The 15,995-nt window shown below is 39.0% G+C and carries 13 protein-coding genes, 3 pseudogenes and 1 riboswitch; of the genes and pseudogenes, 4 read left to right on the top strand and 12 right to left on the bottom strand.

Annotation, left to right across the window (positions count from 1 at the left end):
• Positions 1-6: 6 nt before the first annotated feature.
• From RGF10_RS05475 to RGF10_RS05445, 7 genes are all read right to left on the bottom strand, one after another.
• Positions 7-354 carry a hypothetical protein gene (locus tag RGF10_RS05475; RefSeq protein ID WP_318507924.1) on the bottom strand — a complete coding sequence of 116 codons (348 nt, stop codon included), beginning with the start codon at positions 352-354 and terminating at the stop codon, positions 7-9.
• Entirely contained in the window at positions 351-710 is a 360-nt protein-coding gene (locus RGF10_RS05470) for a hypothetical protein (RefSeq protein ID WP_318507922.1), read from the bottom strand. Before RGF10_RS05470 ends, RGF10_RS05475 begins: the two co-directional genes overlap by 4 nt.
• Before the next feature lie 65 nt (positions 711-775).
• The gene (locus tag RGF10_RS05465) at positions 776-1,246 is read right to left on the bottom strand and encodes a cytochrome c-type biogenesis protein CcmH (protein WP_318507920.1); all 471 of its coding nucleotides are present in this window, start codon (positions 1,244-1,246) and stop codon (positions 776-778) included.
• Positions 1,243-3,231 (bottom strand): heme lyase CcmF/NrfE family subunit, encoded by a 1,989-nt coding sequence (locus RGF10_RS05460; RefSeq protein ID WP_318507919.1) that lies wholly within the window; start codon positions 3,229-3,231, stop codon positions 1,243-1,245. Before RGF10_RS05460 ends, RGF10_RS05465 begins: the two co-directional genes overlap by 4 nt.
• Before the next feature lie 91 nt (positions 3,232-3,322).
• Positions 3,323-4,393: an EGFR-like transmembrane domain-containing protein gene (locus RGF10_RS05455; protein ID WP_318507918.1), complete on the bottom strand. Its 1,071-nt coding sequence runs from the start codon at positions 4,391-4,393 to the stop codon at positions 3,323-3,325.
• 178 nt (positions 4,394-4,571) lie between these two features.
• Positions 4,572-4,751 carry a glycogen biosynthesis protein GlgD gene (locus RGF10_RS05450; protein ID WP_318507916.1) on the bottom strand — a complete coding sequence of 60 codons (180 nt, stop codon included), beginning with the start codon at positions 4,749-4,751 and terminating at the stop codon, positions 4,572-4,574.
• 10 nt (positions 4,752-4,761) lie between these two features.
• A complete protein-coding gene (locus tag RGF10_RS05445; protein ID WP_318507915.1) occupies positions 4,762-5,034 on the bottom strand; it encodes a YtzC family protein in 273 nt (90 codons plus the stop codon).
• A gap of 332 nt (positions 5,035-5,366) precedes the next feature.
• On the opposite strand from RGF10_RS05445, the gene RGF10_RS05440 reads away from it, so the two are divergent.
• Together RGF10_RS05440 and RGF10_RS05435 are read left to right on the top strand one after the other, a co-directional pair.
• The gene (locus RGF10_RS05440) at positions 5,367-6,314 is read left to right on the top strand and encodes a tRNA modification radical SAM protein MnmL/YtqA (protein WP_318507913.1); all 948 of its coding nucleotides are present in this window, start codon (positions 5,367-5,369) and stop codon (positions 6,312-6,314) included.
• 19 nt (positions 6,315-6,333) lie between these two features.
• Positions 6,334-6,906: a tRNA 5-(aminomethyl)-2-thiouridylate-methyltransferase MnmM gene (locus RGF10_RS05435; RefSeq protein ID WP_318507912.1), complete on the top strand. Its 573-nt coding sequence runs from the start codon at positions 6,334-6,336 to the stop codon at positions 6,904-6,906.
• A gap of 48 nt (positions 6,907-6,954) precedes the next feature.
• On the opposite strand, the pseudogene RGF10_RS05430 reads toward RGF10_RS05435, so the two are convergent.
• Together RGF10_RS05430 and RGF10_RS05425 are read right to left on the bottom strand one after the other, a co-directional pair.
• Positions 6,955-8,059 (bottom strand): annotated as a pseudogene (locus tag RGF10_RS05430) (tetraprenyl-beta-curcumene synthase family protein).
• A 100-nt stretch (positions 8,060-8,159) separates the two neighbouring features.
• Complete coding sequence (locus tag RGF10_RS05425) at positions 8,160-8,963, bottom strand: alpha/beta hydrolase (RefSeq protein WP_318507911.1); 804 nt, start codon at positions 8,961-8,963, stop codon at positions 8,160-8,162.
• A 145-nt stretch (positions 8,964-9,108) separates the two neighbouring features.
• Between RGF10_RS05425 and RGF10_RS05420 the strand changes: the two are divergent.
• Positions 9,109-9,637, top strand: a pseudogene (locus RGF10_RS05420) (gamma carbonic anhydrase family protein).
• Positions 9,638-9,786: 149 nt separating this feature from the next.
• Here RGF10_RS05420 and asnB read toward each other — a convergent pair.
• Both asnB and metK read right to left on the bottom strand, forming a co-directional pair.
• Positions 9,787-11,682, bottom strand: a complete 1,896-nt coding sequence (gene asnB / locus RGF10_RS05415; RefSeq protein ID WP_318507909.1) for an asparagine synthase (glutamine-hydrolyzing) — start codon at positions 11,680-11,682, stop codon at positions 9,787-9,789.
• Between the two features lie 369 nt (positions 11,683-12,051).
• A complete protein-coding gene (gene metK / locus RGF10_RS05410; RefSeq protein ID WP_318507908.1) occupies positions 12,052-13,251 on the bottom strand; it encodes a methionine adenosyltransferase in 1,200 nt (399 codons plus the stop codon).
• Between the two features lie 230 nt (positions 13,252-13,481).
• A riboswitch (SAM riboswitch) is annotated at positions 13,482-13,623 on the bottom strand.
• A gap of 310 nt (positions 13,624-13,933) precedes the next feature.
• Between metK and pckA the strand changes: the two are divergent.
• Positions 13,934-15,524: pseudogene (pckA, locus tag RGF10_RS05405) on the top strand (phosphoenolpyruvate carboxykinase (ATP)).
• Positions 15,525-15,722: 198 nt separating this feature from the next.
• On the opposite strand, the gene RGF10_RS05400 reads toward pckA, so the two are convergent.
• Complete coding sequence (locus RGF10_RS05400; protein WP_318507906.1) at positions 15,723-15,965, bottom strand: DUF2584 domain-containing protein; 243 nt, start codon at positions 15,963-15,965, stop codon at positions 15,723-15,725.
• Between the last annotated feature and the right edge of the window lie 30 nt (positions 15,966-15,995).

Genomic DNA, 15,995 nt, shown 5'->3' with positions numbered 1-15,995 from the left:
GCCTTCTTAGGTGTAATAAAGCAAATCCAGATTAACCTTATCCAGATGCTTTTTATATTCATCGAAATTCCTTTGGAAATTTTCTTCTGATAATTCCCCTCGGGATCTTTGGTTTTCTAGCTGTACTAATTTCTTCTCAATAATTTGTTTTTTTGTAAGTAAATGTTGAAATTGCTGCTCATCTGAATCTAACGGAGCAGAAAGGCTTTTGCCTTTCCTTCTTGCAAAAAAGATTACTAAACCCATGACTGCAATGGTTATTAAAAACCAATGTGGATTGATTGACCTTAGGATTGGCATCGAAAACCAAAAACTGACGAGCCAATCAGGGTGAAAAGGAGGGAGCTGATTCATCCGGCATTTCGTCCCTTCTTATTGCGAATCTTTTGCAATTCTATTAAAATATCCTCATCCTTGATAAAGGGTGCGTCAATCGTAACATGCTCCTCTTCAGCTTTTAGCAATTCAGCAGCTATGATTTGATAGCGCTCCTTCATCTTCTGAAAATCGGTTTCGCTAATTTTCTTCATTAAATAATCCATTTCTAATTCATTGACTGCACTATATATGAATTCAATTGACAACTCCTGACCTGAAACCTGATGATTGGTCCCAGCCTGCTCCTCCCTTTGAAAAAAGGGAGATGCTATTGTATAAAAACAAATAATTGTAACCATCGAACCGACAATCAAATACACGTAATCTATCATGGTTAACCTCCTTAGCGACTGACGGATCTGGCTTAGACATACCAGCTAATCGATAATTCACTAAGTTAAAAGAATTTTCGTCGCTCTACATCCATTGTTTTTTCAAATAATTCACGATCGATTTCACTTTGCCAAACATCGATCTCTTCGTGCTGGTTTGACCTTTTTAACGTAATTTTTTTCATTGTAATGAACACAATCACAATTCCAATGACAAGACCCATTGCTGGCATAAGCCATGCGAGGATTCCTCCTAAATCGTTTCCTGGTGTCCTTAGCGCAGCTTGACCATATTCATCGACATAGGATTGAATGATCTCTTCCTCTGATTTCCCTTCATTCAACATGTCGATTACTTCCTCGTAATAAACCTTCTTTACTGTACAGGTTGATAGTTCATGATCAGCATGCCCTTGCATATCCAACTGTTCAATGACATGCCGAAATTCCTTTGAGTTAACCGTAAAGGCTGCAAGTGCTAGTGACGGGACCATGACGACAATGAAAATCGTCACCATGAAGACTCTTTTCATCATTTACTTACGCCCTCCAATCGCTTCAAAGGTTGTAGGTTTAAGCGATGGATTGCTGTTTTTCCGCCTATTAAGGCAACAGCAATTCCCAACACCATAATGAATCCCCCAGCCCAAATCCAACTGACAAATGGATTGACCTTAACTAGAAAGGTAGCCTTGTCTCGATTTTCCCAAGAGCTGAGTACAAGATATAAATCTTCCTTTAAATTCGTTTTAATCTCGACTTCTGTAGAAGGCTCCGGCCAATTGTCATAAAAGACTTTTTCTGGCATGATTTTTCCCATTTTTTCACCTTGATAAGTGACCGTCATATCGGCATGAACAATTTCATTACTTCCTTTTGTCCGTTCACTTAAGCTGTTAAAAGTCAATTTATAATCACCAATCGTGAAACTATCGCCTGTATTTACTGTCTTTAAAACCTCATCTGAATAGGCATGCGATGAAATGACACCGACGGCTAAAATGGCAACTCCTATATGGACTAAATATCCGCCATATCGCCGTTGATTTTTGACCATTAATCGGATTGCTGCAGTTGCCCAATTTTCACTTGTCGCCTTTCTTCGCGCTCTTATTCCACGCCAAAATTCTTGAATATGGGTTGCAATCATGAACACTGAAGAGGATAAACCGACAATCGCAAATCCCCCACGAATCCCGTACAAAACAAGACCGAATCCGAAAACAACAGAAACAATAATTGGACCAACCATATTTTTTACAAACCGATTAAATGAAGCCTTCTGCCAGGCAATCAATGGACAAACAGCCATTAGCAGGATCAGTCCGAGCATAATCGGCGCCATTACCTTATTAAAATACGGTGCACCTACATTTACCTTTGTTCCAGTAATCGCTTCCGATACTAATGGATACATGGTTCCCCACATTACAGCAAATGCAGCAGCGATTAAGATAAGGTTATTTAATAAGAAACTACTTTCTTTTGAAAAATAAGACTGAAACGGGCTGCTTTCTTTTTTAATTAGCCCATATCTAGACATCACGATATAAAGCGCCAATAACGTCATAAAAGACATAAAAATGATAAAGTACGTTCCAAGATCTGTATCCCCAAAGGCATGAACACTTGTTAAAATTCCGCTTCGCACTAAGAAAGTGCCGAACAGTGTTAGCAAATAGGAAATAACAATTAAACTGATATTCCAGGTGTGAAGCATATTTTTCCGCTCTTGAATCATAACCGAGTGCAGAAAAGCAGAAGCTGTCAGCCATGGGAGAAATGATGCATTTTCGACAGGATCCCAAGCCCAATAGCCGCCCCAGCCAAGCTCTAAATATGCCCACCAGCCACCAATAATATTACCTAATGTTAAAAATAACCAAGCGGTTAGTGTCCAGCGTCTCGTTATCTTAATCCAATCTGCATCCATCCGTTTCATAATCAATGCAGCAATCCCGTACGCAAATGGTATAGCTAAACCAACATAGCCCATATATAACGTCACAGGATGAAGGACCATTCCTGGATTTTGCAGCATCGGATTTAAACCTTTTCCGTCTGCTGGTATGCTTTTCGTCATCTCAAATGGATTCACACTAAAAATTAGAACAATAAAGAAGAACAGAATATTTACCAATAAAACACTCGTCACATAAGGAATCATGTCATTTCGCTTCTTCGTTAAAACAACCATTCCCGTATAGACAGACAACAAGAACAACCATAGTAGCAATGAACCGGCATTCCCTGCCCAAAAGGCTGTCAGTTTATAAACCATTGATAGGTCAAGATTTGTGTAAGTTGCAACGTATTTGTATTGAAATTGACTCGTTCCTAACAGAAAGAGCAAAAGAAAAGTCGCTATACTCGTTACAAAAGTGATTGATAATACGCCAGCCTTTGCACTGGCTAACCACTTCGACTTTTGTTTTGTGATCCCAATAAAATTGGCGATTAACGAATAAATCGAGATAACGAGACCGAGATATAACGAAAGATTTCCTAATATATACATCATGGCACCTGCCTGTCTTAAAAAATATCGGATGAACCTGCTGTTTCATGCTGACTGGACAGATCCAAAGCTTTATTCATTCTTCAATAAATTTCTATTTAGCAAGCTTTTGAAGTAATTGTTGATACTCTTCTTCGGTAATGCTTCCATCAAGGAGCATCCCTCTTAGCTTTTTCTTTTTCGTTTCAAAATCTATTTTTCCTAAATCAACATTCAACTGTTTTGGTTCAGGAGATGTCTTCTGCTTTTTAGTTTTTCTTTTAAGTATGAACAGAATCAATCCTGCAATCAGCACACTTAAACCTCCGATGACCCCAATGATCACACTAGTAGAAAGTGTTTTATTTTCTTTTACTTCAGCTTTAGCTGCTGATTTATTTCCCATCTCATTCATAATGTCCATTGTTGTCTTCGTTTCAGTACGCTGATATTTCAATGAGTACTCTTTTATGTCCCCGGGTTTCATTCCTTGATACTGGTACATAAACATGTTCATTCCGTACCCATTTTCTTGATGTGATTCTGCTGCGGGCGTTAAGCTAAAGCTATCGGATTTTAGAGGTTCTAAAAACAAGACGCGAACCATACCAATATCGGCAAAGCTTTGAAATTTATAAGTAAGGGTATGGTTTTTCTTATCAACCTTAATGTCATTTGTATAGTACTCAATAACAAATTTATATAATTCTCCTGGCTGGATTACTTCACTCGTTGTCCAAGATATCGTGCCCTTCGCTTTATCAATTTCATATTTTATTTCGTTCATTTTCGTTTGGTCACGATTATAATCAGCGACATAACCAATTCGGAAATCCTTATCTTTAAGTGGGAGCGGTATTTCAATTTGTCCTTTTTGAGGCTGCTGACTATTGTTGATTAATGATCCATGTAGACCAACTAGTAATGGGGGCTTCTCTTTGTTCTTATCCTCAGGATGATAAGAATATTCTGGCATAATTTGAATAGCAAGCTCCTCCATTTTTAGGAGTGGAGCAGTCGTTTCTGCTTTTGTATCGTGTGGTAGCACAAACAAGAAACAGGCTAATATACTAAGTAAAATCTTAAAATAGCGCATCCTCTTCTTCCTTCCTTGGTTAAAATCATCTACGATAAAAGCTCTCGTTTCACTTTCGTAAATCATCTGGGAGCTTGTCGTTATTTTCATTTGGTACTACCTTATTTAACGATTTTTCAAAGGCACCATCTGTGACCTACTTCACACTTTATTTGGCAGTTCGTTACTACTTTGTGAACACGTTTTTTTCACCATAAACACTACGCTTAAAGTGTTTACAAATAAAAACAGCCTCGATCATTTGCATGATTGAGGCTGTTTTTCAATTTTATGACGATTGTTCGGGTTCAGGATGAAATTTCGATTTCACTGGTTGTCCACCCGATTTTTCATACTTTTTCTTCGAAGTTTTCACGGGATCGTAATCTTGCCCTAGTTCCAAATCTTGATTGTTGATGCCATTTCGCGTTTTTTGTTCTGGGTTATTTTGTTTAGAGCGCTTTTTCATCTTTATTTTCTCACTCCCCAAAATGGTCATGTAGAATCATTGAATTTTGAACTTGCTGAAGTTGAAGGCGCATGCGATGAAGCTGGTCACGCTGCTGACCATTTGCACTTCTTGCCATATCTGCAAGCTCATTATATGTGCCCTCTAACTTTTGCAAAGCATCTGTGAAGTTGTCATCGTGATAATGGTTCTGTTTACTGGCTATTGTTTTTTGGTCTTCAGCGTACTTGATGACCTCTTCACATTTATGAATAAATTCATCCATGGATTGACGAGTAGCCATTTTCGGTTCCTCCCTCGAACATAATGAACACGAAGCAGTTGCTTCTTGTTTATTTTGTTCACAATTCACTTTCCTAACACGAACTACACACTTAAAATCCTTCCAATTAAGAAAAGCGGCAGCGGCTTGCTTAGCCCCGACAAGCATAAGACGAGCTGGCCGAAAGGTCGTACTTTGACCTTTTTGACAGATTGGCTTATGACCTCGAGGGGCTAGACGCTGGAGCTAGCCACCAACTATTTACATCAATTTCCCTTGGAATCCTCTAATCCTTCATGTTACAATTTTCTTTATGAATTAATTTTTTTGAAATTTAAAAGGAGGATTCTGAATTGACTCAGACGAACCCCTTTCCATATGCAACGGATTCAAAACGTTACCATACATGGAATTACCATTTACGCCAAACCTTTGGCCATAAAGTATTTAAAATTGCACTAGACGGTGGATTTGATTGTCCAAACCGAGACGGCACAGTTGCTCATGGCGGCTGTACATTTTGCAGTGCCGCGGGTTCTGGTGATTATGCCGGAAACCGCGCAGAGGATTTAGATACACAATTTGCAAAAATTAAAGTAAAGATGCACGAAAAATGGAAAGATGGAAAATATATGGCCTATTTCCAAGCATTTACTAACACTCATGCTCCCGTTGAAGTGTTAAAAGAAAAATATGAACGTGTCCTTCAGCAAGAAGGTGTAGTTGGGCTTTCTATTGCGACACGACCTGACTGCTTACCAGATGATGTGGTGGAATATTTAGCTGATTTAAATAAACGCACTTATTTATGGGTGGAGCTCGGACTACAAACGGTTCACGAACGAACAGCTCTTTTGATTAACAGAGCCCATGACTTTCCAAGCTATATCGAAGGTGTTAACAAGCTTCGTAAACATGGTATTCGTGTCTGTAGCCATATCATAAACGGGCTTCCGCTTGAAACACCAGAAATGATGATGGAAACAGCTCGTGAAGTGGCCAAGCTAGATGTTCAAGGGATTAAAATTCATTTACTCCATTTATTAAAAGGAACACCCATGGTCAAGCAATACGAAAAAGGAATGCTACAATTTCTCCCTTTTGATGAGTATGTCAATTTAGTATGTGATCAACTAGAGATTTTACCCCCAGATATGATTATTCACCGTATTACTGGGGACGGACCAATTGATTTAATGATTGGACCAATGTGGAGTGTCAATAAATGGGAAGTTCTTAATGCCATAGATGCGGAGCTCCTTCGACGCAACAGTTGGCAAGGGAAATATTACCAAGGTTAATAGAGGAGATTTGGAAACGATGAAGCTCGAACGTATTTTACCATTTGCTCGGAGGCTATTAGAGCAAGCAATAGGACCTGGTGACATCGCAATCGATGCAACACTTGGTAACGGACACGATACCACCTTTTTAGCAGGGCTAGTAGGTGATAACGGGACTGTTTTTGGGTTTGATATTCAAAAGCAAGCAATTGAGTCGACCAAAGCCCGGCTGCAGGAACACAGTTTATCCGAACGTGTTGTTCTTTTTCATAAAGGACATGAACATATTATGACATCTGTACCGAAAGAACACTTTGGTAAGGTCCGTGGTGCAATCTTTAATCTTGGTTATTTACCTGGTGGTGATAAATCCATCGTCACGACAGCACAAACAACAATAGCTGCAATTGGGCAACTGCTCGAAATCATGGCCCCTGAAGCAATTATCGTGTTAGTTATATACCATGGTCATGAAGAAGGAGCTGTAGAACGCGATGAACTGCTCCAATTTGTTCAACAGTTGGATCAACAAAAAGTTCATGTTCTTAAATATCAATTTATCAACCAAGCGAACAATCCACCCTTTATCCTTGCTATTGAAAAACGGTAAGAACAAATAAAAGGCTGATGACTAGGGATAAACCCTTAAATCATCAGCCTATTTTAAAAAGGAACTAAGGATTGAAGTAGGTACCCATTTTTCTACTCTTCGAAAAATAAGTCCATTTACATAAAAGAAATAGCTAACCGCTCCACCCGTTTTAATCATTTCTTTCGCTAATTTCCTGGACGTTTTTTTGCTTAGACACCTTTTGATCTGATAAATAAATACCAAGTAAGCCGCGATTAATCAGCCTATGAAAGCGTTGGTGCGGAAGCTTGAACGTATGCCGGTCTGCCTCCTGTAGGAAATGCTTTAACCGATTAAACAAGGTTTGATGATTATCATAATAAAAACAGAAATTTAAATCTCCGCCTTCTCGGTCTTCCTCTTGATCGATAAAGTAATCAAGCAGAATATGTAAACCTTGAATATATGGAAAATAACCATTGCGAATCCTTTCGGCATGATGCAACTCAAAATCATCCCGTAACGCATAAGATAACAAGCAAAAAATACCTAAAGTTGAACCTGAACAGGCAGAAAACTCATACCACTCCATATTAGGAACCTGATTTTGATAATGATTAAACCATTTCTTAAGTCGTGGAATTCGTTCCTCTTCATCAACATGTTTATGGATTTGCAAATCACAGTAATATTCACATAATTCATCGAGATAGCTTTTAATTTTATCAAAATGCTTCATTTCCCTTAGAATGCCGCGGCAAACCTCTGCTAACTCAGCTAAATATCCTCCATCATCTTGATCGTTACGATAGCGGTAGTAATTTTGCCGTTCTGGGTTTAACGTCAGTGCATCTTTCATGGCATCATGTAGAGCAGCAAAATCATCAGGATCGAGAGAGGTACTTCGATCACACAGATTGTCCAAGTAATCACTTATTGTTTGATAAGCCACAATAAATTTTATCGCTTTGCGACGATTTCCTAAAGCTAGTAATGAAAGAATAGCCCCGCCTTGACAATGAAAGGTCTTTGTTTCAATACTTGCTAATGCCTGTTTCCTGAGCTCCTCGCTTGGAATTTCATTTGCCCGCCTTTTCCAATAGCTCAATTCTTGGTGGACAATCGGAAAAACCTGCCAATAAACCTTTGACATTAAACTAATTGGTCGGGTCGGGATCTTAATTGTCCGCATCCTTGTCCTCCTTTTATATTAGACTGTGTTAAATTAGAATGTTGATTTTCGCTCCAATCAACATTGTGCCAAAAATCAATATAGAGCTTTAACACAGCCCTTACACTAAATAACCAATTGCCTTTAATTGACTGTTGACGAAATCCTTCGCGTATTCAAATATATCCTCACGCTCAGGCTCATTAAAAATTTCATGGTAGCAGCCATTCCATTCCTTAAATCGCTTTTCGGAAAGCGGAACCCCGTTAAACCACTCGCGAACAGGATGCTTGTTTACAATTTTATCGTCTCCTGCCTGCATCACCAACAATGGTAAGTCCTGTAACTGATCCATTTTTATAAAGGCCATCTTAATCGCTTCGACAAGCTCTCGATACCAACGAATCGATACTTTTGTTACGTACAAGGTATCATTTAAATCAGCATCGCGTACATCTTGATTGCGAGTAGCAAGCTCGACCGTAATGCCCGAATTCATTCTCAATTGTGGATAAATAACATTTACGGCAATGGACAGGGCATTTAATACCTTTGATGGGTACTGGGCTAGCCCAAAGCATGGCGATGAAAGAATAAGGCCTGCGATATTTAGTTTTTCCTCCTGTAGCAATCGGACAGCAATTAATCCACCCATACTATGACCTAGTAAAAAAACTGGCAATTCAAATTGGTAGGCCGCTTGAATCCAATCCTTCACTTCAACAAGATAATCATCAAAGGAATCAATATGACCTCTACTAGAACGCGTCGTCATTCCTTGCCCTGGCAAATCGCCCATAACGACATGAAAGCCTGAAGAACGCCACATTTGTATAAGCCAACCGTAACGCCGATGATGCTCCATCGCTCCATGGATCATCACTATTACTGCTTTTGCTTCTCCTTCAGCTTCCCATTTCCACATATTTCATATCCCCCGTCATCACAAAAAAGTAGCAGTTACAATTAGATCAATCGACATTTTTTGAATATTCAATAAAAAAACCTTTGACAAACTAACCACATCTTTGGCTAAATTAATTTTAAGAGTCGAAAAAGGAGAGAACTAAATGATTTATCCATTTAAAGGGATTTATCCCCAAATAGCTGATTCTGCTTTTATTGCAGATTTTGTTACCATTACCTGGAGACGTCAAGATTGGTGACCAATCTAGTGTTTGGTACAATTCCGTCATCCGCGGAGATGTTGCCCCGACCATAATCGGTAAAAAAGTAAACATCCAAGATAATTCCATTCTTCACCAAAGTCCGAACAATCCGCTCATCCTAGAGGATGAAGTAACAGTTGGCCATCAGGTTATTCTTCATAGCTGTATCATTAGAAAGAAAGCTTTAATTGGAATGGGCTCCATAGTCCTTGATAATGCAGAGATTGGTGAAGGAGCCTTTATCGGTGCAGGTAGTCTTGTCCCTCAAGGAAAAAAAATCCCACCCAATACGCTTGCTTTCGGCAGACCTGCTAAGGTCATCCGAGAATTAAACGCTGACGACATTGCTGATATGGAGCGAATCTCACGTGAATACGCAGAAAAGGCTCAATATTATAAATCTGTTCAGGACGATGTTCAGAATAAATAAACTAGTTTAGTTTCCCCATAGTATTAAGGTATATTCCTTTTGAAACGTTTTTTACTATTATAGCTTTACAGATGGGATAATACCAAGAGTTTGACTAAAAAAGAACAGCCTGATAAGGATTTTTTTACTCCTTAACAGGCTGTTCTTTTTTAATTTTGCATCACTTTTTGCTTTACTAGTTCTTTCTCAAATGAATACTTTTTTTCGATATAGACATCATGCCAAACCATGAACATTAACACGGTCCAGATTTTACGACTGTTGTCTGCTTTACCTTGACAATGATCATCTAATAGCTTTAACAAATAAGCCTTATTAAATAAATGGTCAGTATTACTCTCTTGGATCGTCTTTTTCGCCCAATCATTCATTTCATCCTTTAACCAATGACGGATTGGAACAGGGAAACCAAGTTTTTTCCTGTTTAGTACATGATCAGGAACAATTCCTTCTACTGCTTTACGTAAAATATATTTCGTTGTTCCATTTGCCGTTTTCAGGCTAGTTGGAATTTTTGAAGCTACCTCAAACACCGCTTTATCCAAGAATGGGACACGCAGCTCTAACGAATGTGCCATCGTCATTTTATCTGCTTTAAGGAGAATGTCTCCACGCATCCATGTGTGAATATCGATGAATTGCATCCGGTCTACCGGATCGTAGCCTCTGCTCTCAGCATAGAGCGGTTTCGTGACATCCGTGTACTTCAGTTGAGGATTGTAGACATGAAGCAAATTGCGCTTTTCTTCCTCGGTGAACATTTTAGCATTCCCAATATAACGCTCCTCCATCGGTGTAACACCACGCTCGATGAAGCTTTTCCCCTTCATACCCTCTGGCATGATGGTCGCAATTCCTTTTAACAGCTTTTTGCCAATCGCAGGGATATTATTAAATACCTCTAACGACTGCGGCTCACGATATATATTATAGCCACCAAATAATTCATCAGCACCCTCGCCAGATAGTACAACCGTGACGTGCTTTCGTGCTTCACGTGCAACGAAATAAAGCGGAACACAAGCTGGGTCAGCCAAAGGATCATCGGTATGCCACATAATTTTTGGCAATTCATTTATATATTCTTCAGGTGAAATGATATAGCTTATATTTTCAACCCCAAGCTTTTCTGCCGTTTCTTTTGCAACATCAATTTCGCTAAAGCCATTATGGTCAAAGCCAACTGAGAAGGTTTTAATCGCAGGATGAAATTCCTTTGCAATTGATGCTATGATCGACGAATCAATTCCACCTGAAAGGAATGAACCAACAGGTACATCACTCCGCATATGGATTTTAACTGAATCATACATAACATCTCTAATTTCTTTGATAAAAGCATCCTCTGATTTATTCACTGGCTTGAAGGATGCTCTCCAATAACGGGAAATGTTCATTTTCTCGCCGATTTTTTTCGTGAAATAATGTCCCGGCTCTAGCTTAAGAATTCCGTCAGTCATAGTAGCAGGTTCTGGAACAAACTGATAAGTTAAGTATTGTTGAATGGCTTCGTAATTTAAAGCTTGGTTTTCAAGCGCCAGCAAAATACTTTTCTTTTCTGAAGCAAAATAAGTCTGCTCGTCAGTTTCATAATAAAAGAATGGTTTGATACCGAATGGGTCTCTAGCCCCATAAAGTGTTTGCTCCTGTTTGTCCCAAATGACAAAGGCAAACATCCCACGTAGCCGCTCAACAGCCTTTTCTTTAAGGTGGCTATATAGAGCAATGATTACTTCTGTATCTGAATGTGTTGCAAAGGTTAAGCCTTCTTTCAACAGCTCTTCACGAAGCTCAACATAGTTGTATACTTCACCATTAAAAATAATCCAATAACGTTCATTCTCATAGGTAAGCGGCTGATGACCGCATTCAATATCAATGATACTTAAGCGACGAAAGCCGAATTGAATATGTTCATCATAAAAATAGCCATCATCATCTGGTCCACGATGAGTAATGACATTGTTCATATTAGTAAAAAGCTGTTTTTGTTCATCACGATATTCTTGTGTTTTCTCATGTACACAACCAATAAAGCCACACATTATGTACGTTCACCTTCTCCGTTCATTTAAGAAGTTCTTTATTTAAATAAACAGCTGTGTTAATTAGAATGTTGATTTCCGCTCCAGGTACTCAGCGCCGCGCGGGGCGGGCGGTGAGCCTCCTCGGCGTTTTACGCCTGCGGGGTCTCACCTGTCCCGCTGCTCCCGCAGGAGTCGAGTACCTTCCGCTCCAATCAACATTGTGTGCAAACATGAAAATGTGCTATAACAAGCCTTATTTTAATAAAAGAACCCTCATTAATTTGATTATGAATCGACTCTTGCTGAATTCATACCTTCTATACTACCATATCGGAATCAAATAAAAAACAGGAGTTACATCCTAGTGTAACTCCTACTTTGTTCATATTAATTAGTAGCTTGCGCCTTCAATGTTTCTGCTTTATCTGTACGTTCCCAAGGAAGATCGATATCAGTTCTTCCAAAATGACCATAAGCAGCTGTTTGCTTATAGATAGGACGACGAAGGTCAAGCATTTTGATAATACCAGCTGGACGAAGATCGAAGTTTTTGCGAACAAGGTCAACTAATACATCCTCGCTTACCTTGCCAGTTCCAAACGTATCCACCGCAATCGATACTGGTTGTGCAACCCCAATCGCATACGCAAACTGAACTTCAACTTTTTCAGCAAGACCCGCTGCAACGATGTTTTTGGCAACATAGCGTGCAGCATAAGCAGCAGAACGGTCAACCTTTGTAGGATCTTTTCCTGAGAACGCGCCACCACCATGACGTGCATAACCGCCATAAGTATCAACAATAATCTTACGACCTGTTAAACCAGCATCGCCTTGTGGTCCACCAATTACGAAGCGGCCTGTTGGGTTAATGAAGTATTTTGTATTTTCATCAATTAGTTCTGTAGGAACCACTGGATTAATTACATGTTCTTTAATGTTTCGTTGAATTTGCTCTAGTGTAGCTTCTGGGTGATGTTGAGTTGAAATAACGATTGTGTCAATCCGCACTGGCTTGTCATTTTCATCATACTCAACAGTAACCTGCGTTTTACCATCTGGACGAAGGTACGGAAGAATATCCTCTTTACGAACCTCTGTTAGACGACGAGCAAGCTTGTGCGCTAACGAAATCGGAAGGGGCATAAGCTCTTTCGTTTCATTACAAGCAAATCCGAACATTAAACCTTGGTCACCTGCACCGATCGCTTCAATTTCATCATCGGTCATGTTACCCTCTCTTGCTTCAAGTGCTTGGTTAACACCCATAGCAATATCAGCTGACTGCTCATCAATTGAAGTTAGTACTGCACAAGTTTCTGAATCAAAGCCATACTTTGCCCGTGTATAACCAATGTTTTTGATTGTTTTACGAACAAGTTTAGGGATGTCGACATAAGTAGAAGTTGTGATTTCACCTGCTACTAGTACAAGACCAGTTGTAACTGAAGTTTCAGCAGCAACGCGAGCATTTGCATCCTTTGCTAAAATCGCATCTAAAATCGCATCAGAAATTTGGTCACAAATCTTATCCGGATGACCTTCTGTTACCGATTCAGAAGTAAACAAACGACGTTTTGTTGACATCTGAGTTCCTCCTTTTATATAGAAATAAAGCGAGGTTAATCAAGAATATGTAACTGTCCTATTTGTAACCTCAATTTGATACGGTACTCATTCCCTAAGTAGTATGAAATAAACATGGGGTTTTTATCCTGATAACAGAATAAAAACGACACGCGTCACTTCAAAAGGTGCAAAATAAAAACCTTTCCTATTAAATGAGGAAAGGTTTGAGTTAACAATTGCGCCTTTCACTCTTATCGTTCAAGGTTATACCTTGCGTCAGGTTAGCACCTTTGCTATGAAAAATCATTAGACTAATGTCTTGATAGATTTTTAACATAGCAGGTTGCTGGGTTTCATTGGGCCTGTCCCTCCACCAGCTCGGGATAAGAGAGTATCCGTTCAAGGTAGAATAATACCGTAACCGTTCAAATTGTGTCAATAGCTTTTTCAATTGTTCACGATTGTGTAACCATTTTTCGACAATTATCGATTTAAATCTACCTCATTATTAGTTCCTTATTTACTAAAATAGAATATCCTAATTAACAAATTAATTTAATTAACAACCATATTTAAGGAGGAAACCATAATAATTTAGATATTTTTTTAAAAAAGTGGATATTAGTATAGATTAATTAGTTAAATGTGTTATACTATTCACAACACTCAAAAATATTTGATAAAGGATGGTATTTATCAGATGAACTCTGTCAGTATCTCTAATGAACTAAATGTATTGTTAAAGGGTAGCAATATTCGTAATCAGCTTTCTGTACCGCAATTAGTTGAAAAGGTTTTAGAACGCAAAGAAGGAATTATCTCCTCTACTGGAGCTGTTCGTGCAACAACAGGGAAATATACAGGTCGTTCTCCAAAAGACAAGTATATTGTAGAAGAAAGTTCTTCTAAAGATAAAATAGAATGGGGTTCTGTAAACCAACCAATCTCTGAAGAAGCATTTTCAAATCTTTACAATAAGGTTATCAACTACTTGCAGCAAAAAGAAGAAGTATTTGTTTTCCGTGGCTTTGCAGGTGCAGATAAAAAATACCGCTTACCAATTCAAGTTATCAACGAATACGCTTGGCACAACCTGTTTTCTCACCAATTGTTCATTCGTCCAAATGATGGTGAATTAGAAGAGCATAATGATGCTTTCTCTGTTATTTGTGCTCCAAATTTCAAGGCAGATCCAGCAGTTGACGGAACTGCAACTGAAACCTTCATCATTATTTCTTTTGAACAGAGAACGGTCCTCATTGGTGGAACAGAATATGCAGGGGAAATTAAAAAATCTATATTCTCTGTTATGAACTATCTGCTTCCTGAAAACGGGATTATGCCAATGCACTGCTCTGCAAACGTAGGCGCAGAGGGTGACGTTGCTTTATTCTTTGGTCTCTCCTGGAACTGGAAAAACAACATTATCAGCAGACGCTAATCGCAAATTAATTGGCGACGATGAGCACGGCTGGTCAAATAACGGCGTCTTCAATATTGAAGGTGGCTGCTATGCAAAATGCATAAACTTATCTCGTGAAAAAGAACCACAAATTTTTGATGCGATTCGTTTCGGCTCTGTGCTTGAGAATGTAATCCTTGATGAGGAAAGCCGTATTGCAGATTATGATGACACATCATTAACTGAAAATACGCGTGCAGCCTATCCATTACAAGCGATTACAAATATCGTTGATCCAAGTGTAGCTGGTCATCCAAACACGATTATTTTCTTAACAGCCGATGCCTTTGGAGTTTTACCTCCAATCTCTAAGCTGACAAAAGAACAAGCTATGTACCATTTCTTAAGTGGTTACACTTCTAAGCTTGCTGGTACTGAAAGAGGAGTTACTTCACCTGAAGCAACCTTCTCAACATGCTTTGGTTCTCCATTCCTACCGCTTCCTGCAACACGTTATGCGGAAATGCTAGGACAAAAAATTGATGAGCACCATGCCAATGTTTTCTTAGTAAACACTGGTTGGACTGGCGGCGAGTATGGCGTTGGTTCAAGAATGAAGCTTTCTTACACTCGTTCTATGGTTCAAGCTGCTCTTAACGGCGAATTAAATCATATTGAAACTGAAACGGATGATATTTTCGGTTTAGAAATCCCAGCTCATGTTCCAGGTGTTCCTGATGAAGTGCTTCAACCAAGCAAAACTTGGGCAGATAAAGCAGCATATGTTGCAAAAGCAACTGAATTAGCTGGTAAATTCCATGAAAATTTCAAAAAGTTTGCAAATGCACCTCAAGAAATTGGTTTGAAGGGTGCACCGATTGCACGTTAATCTAGTTTCACATAAGTCATAGTTGCATGGGGGCATTATGGCTTATTATGGGGAATTTGTTCGGAAAAAAATGGGGATAAAAAAGGCTGCCAGGGTCAATTCAGACCTGCGCAGCCTTTTTTTATAAAGTAAAGAAAGTATAAAATTTTGATAGGTGACGAGCGCTAGGCGCCGATTAATGGGCGCCTTGCGCTTTTCTTAATTTGTGGAATGGAGTGCGATTAATTGATATACAATAGTCGTTTCTTCTTTTTCCCATACTACTTTTTTAATTATGGCTGTTCCGTTTGTTTCACTCTCCAGAGTTTTTCTGACTTCTAAAGGGATCTCGATCGGATAAAGCCGATATCCTTCTTTTGTTAGAGAGAAATTGTTTTCATCCAATCTTTTTTCTCTCCCTTTTGTTACGATAAGAGTATTTAATTCAAGTGGCATTCCCATAAACTCACTCCTCCAACCTCTTCTTCTCGT

This window comes from Bacillus sp. T3 (assembly GCF_033449965.1).
GTDB lineage: Bacteria > Bacillota > Bacilli > Bacillales > Cytobacillaceae > Bacillus_BU.
Note: the sequence above shows the minus strand (reverse complement) of the source record. Positions and strands in the feature narration are given on the sequence as shown.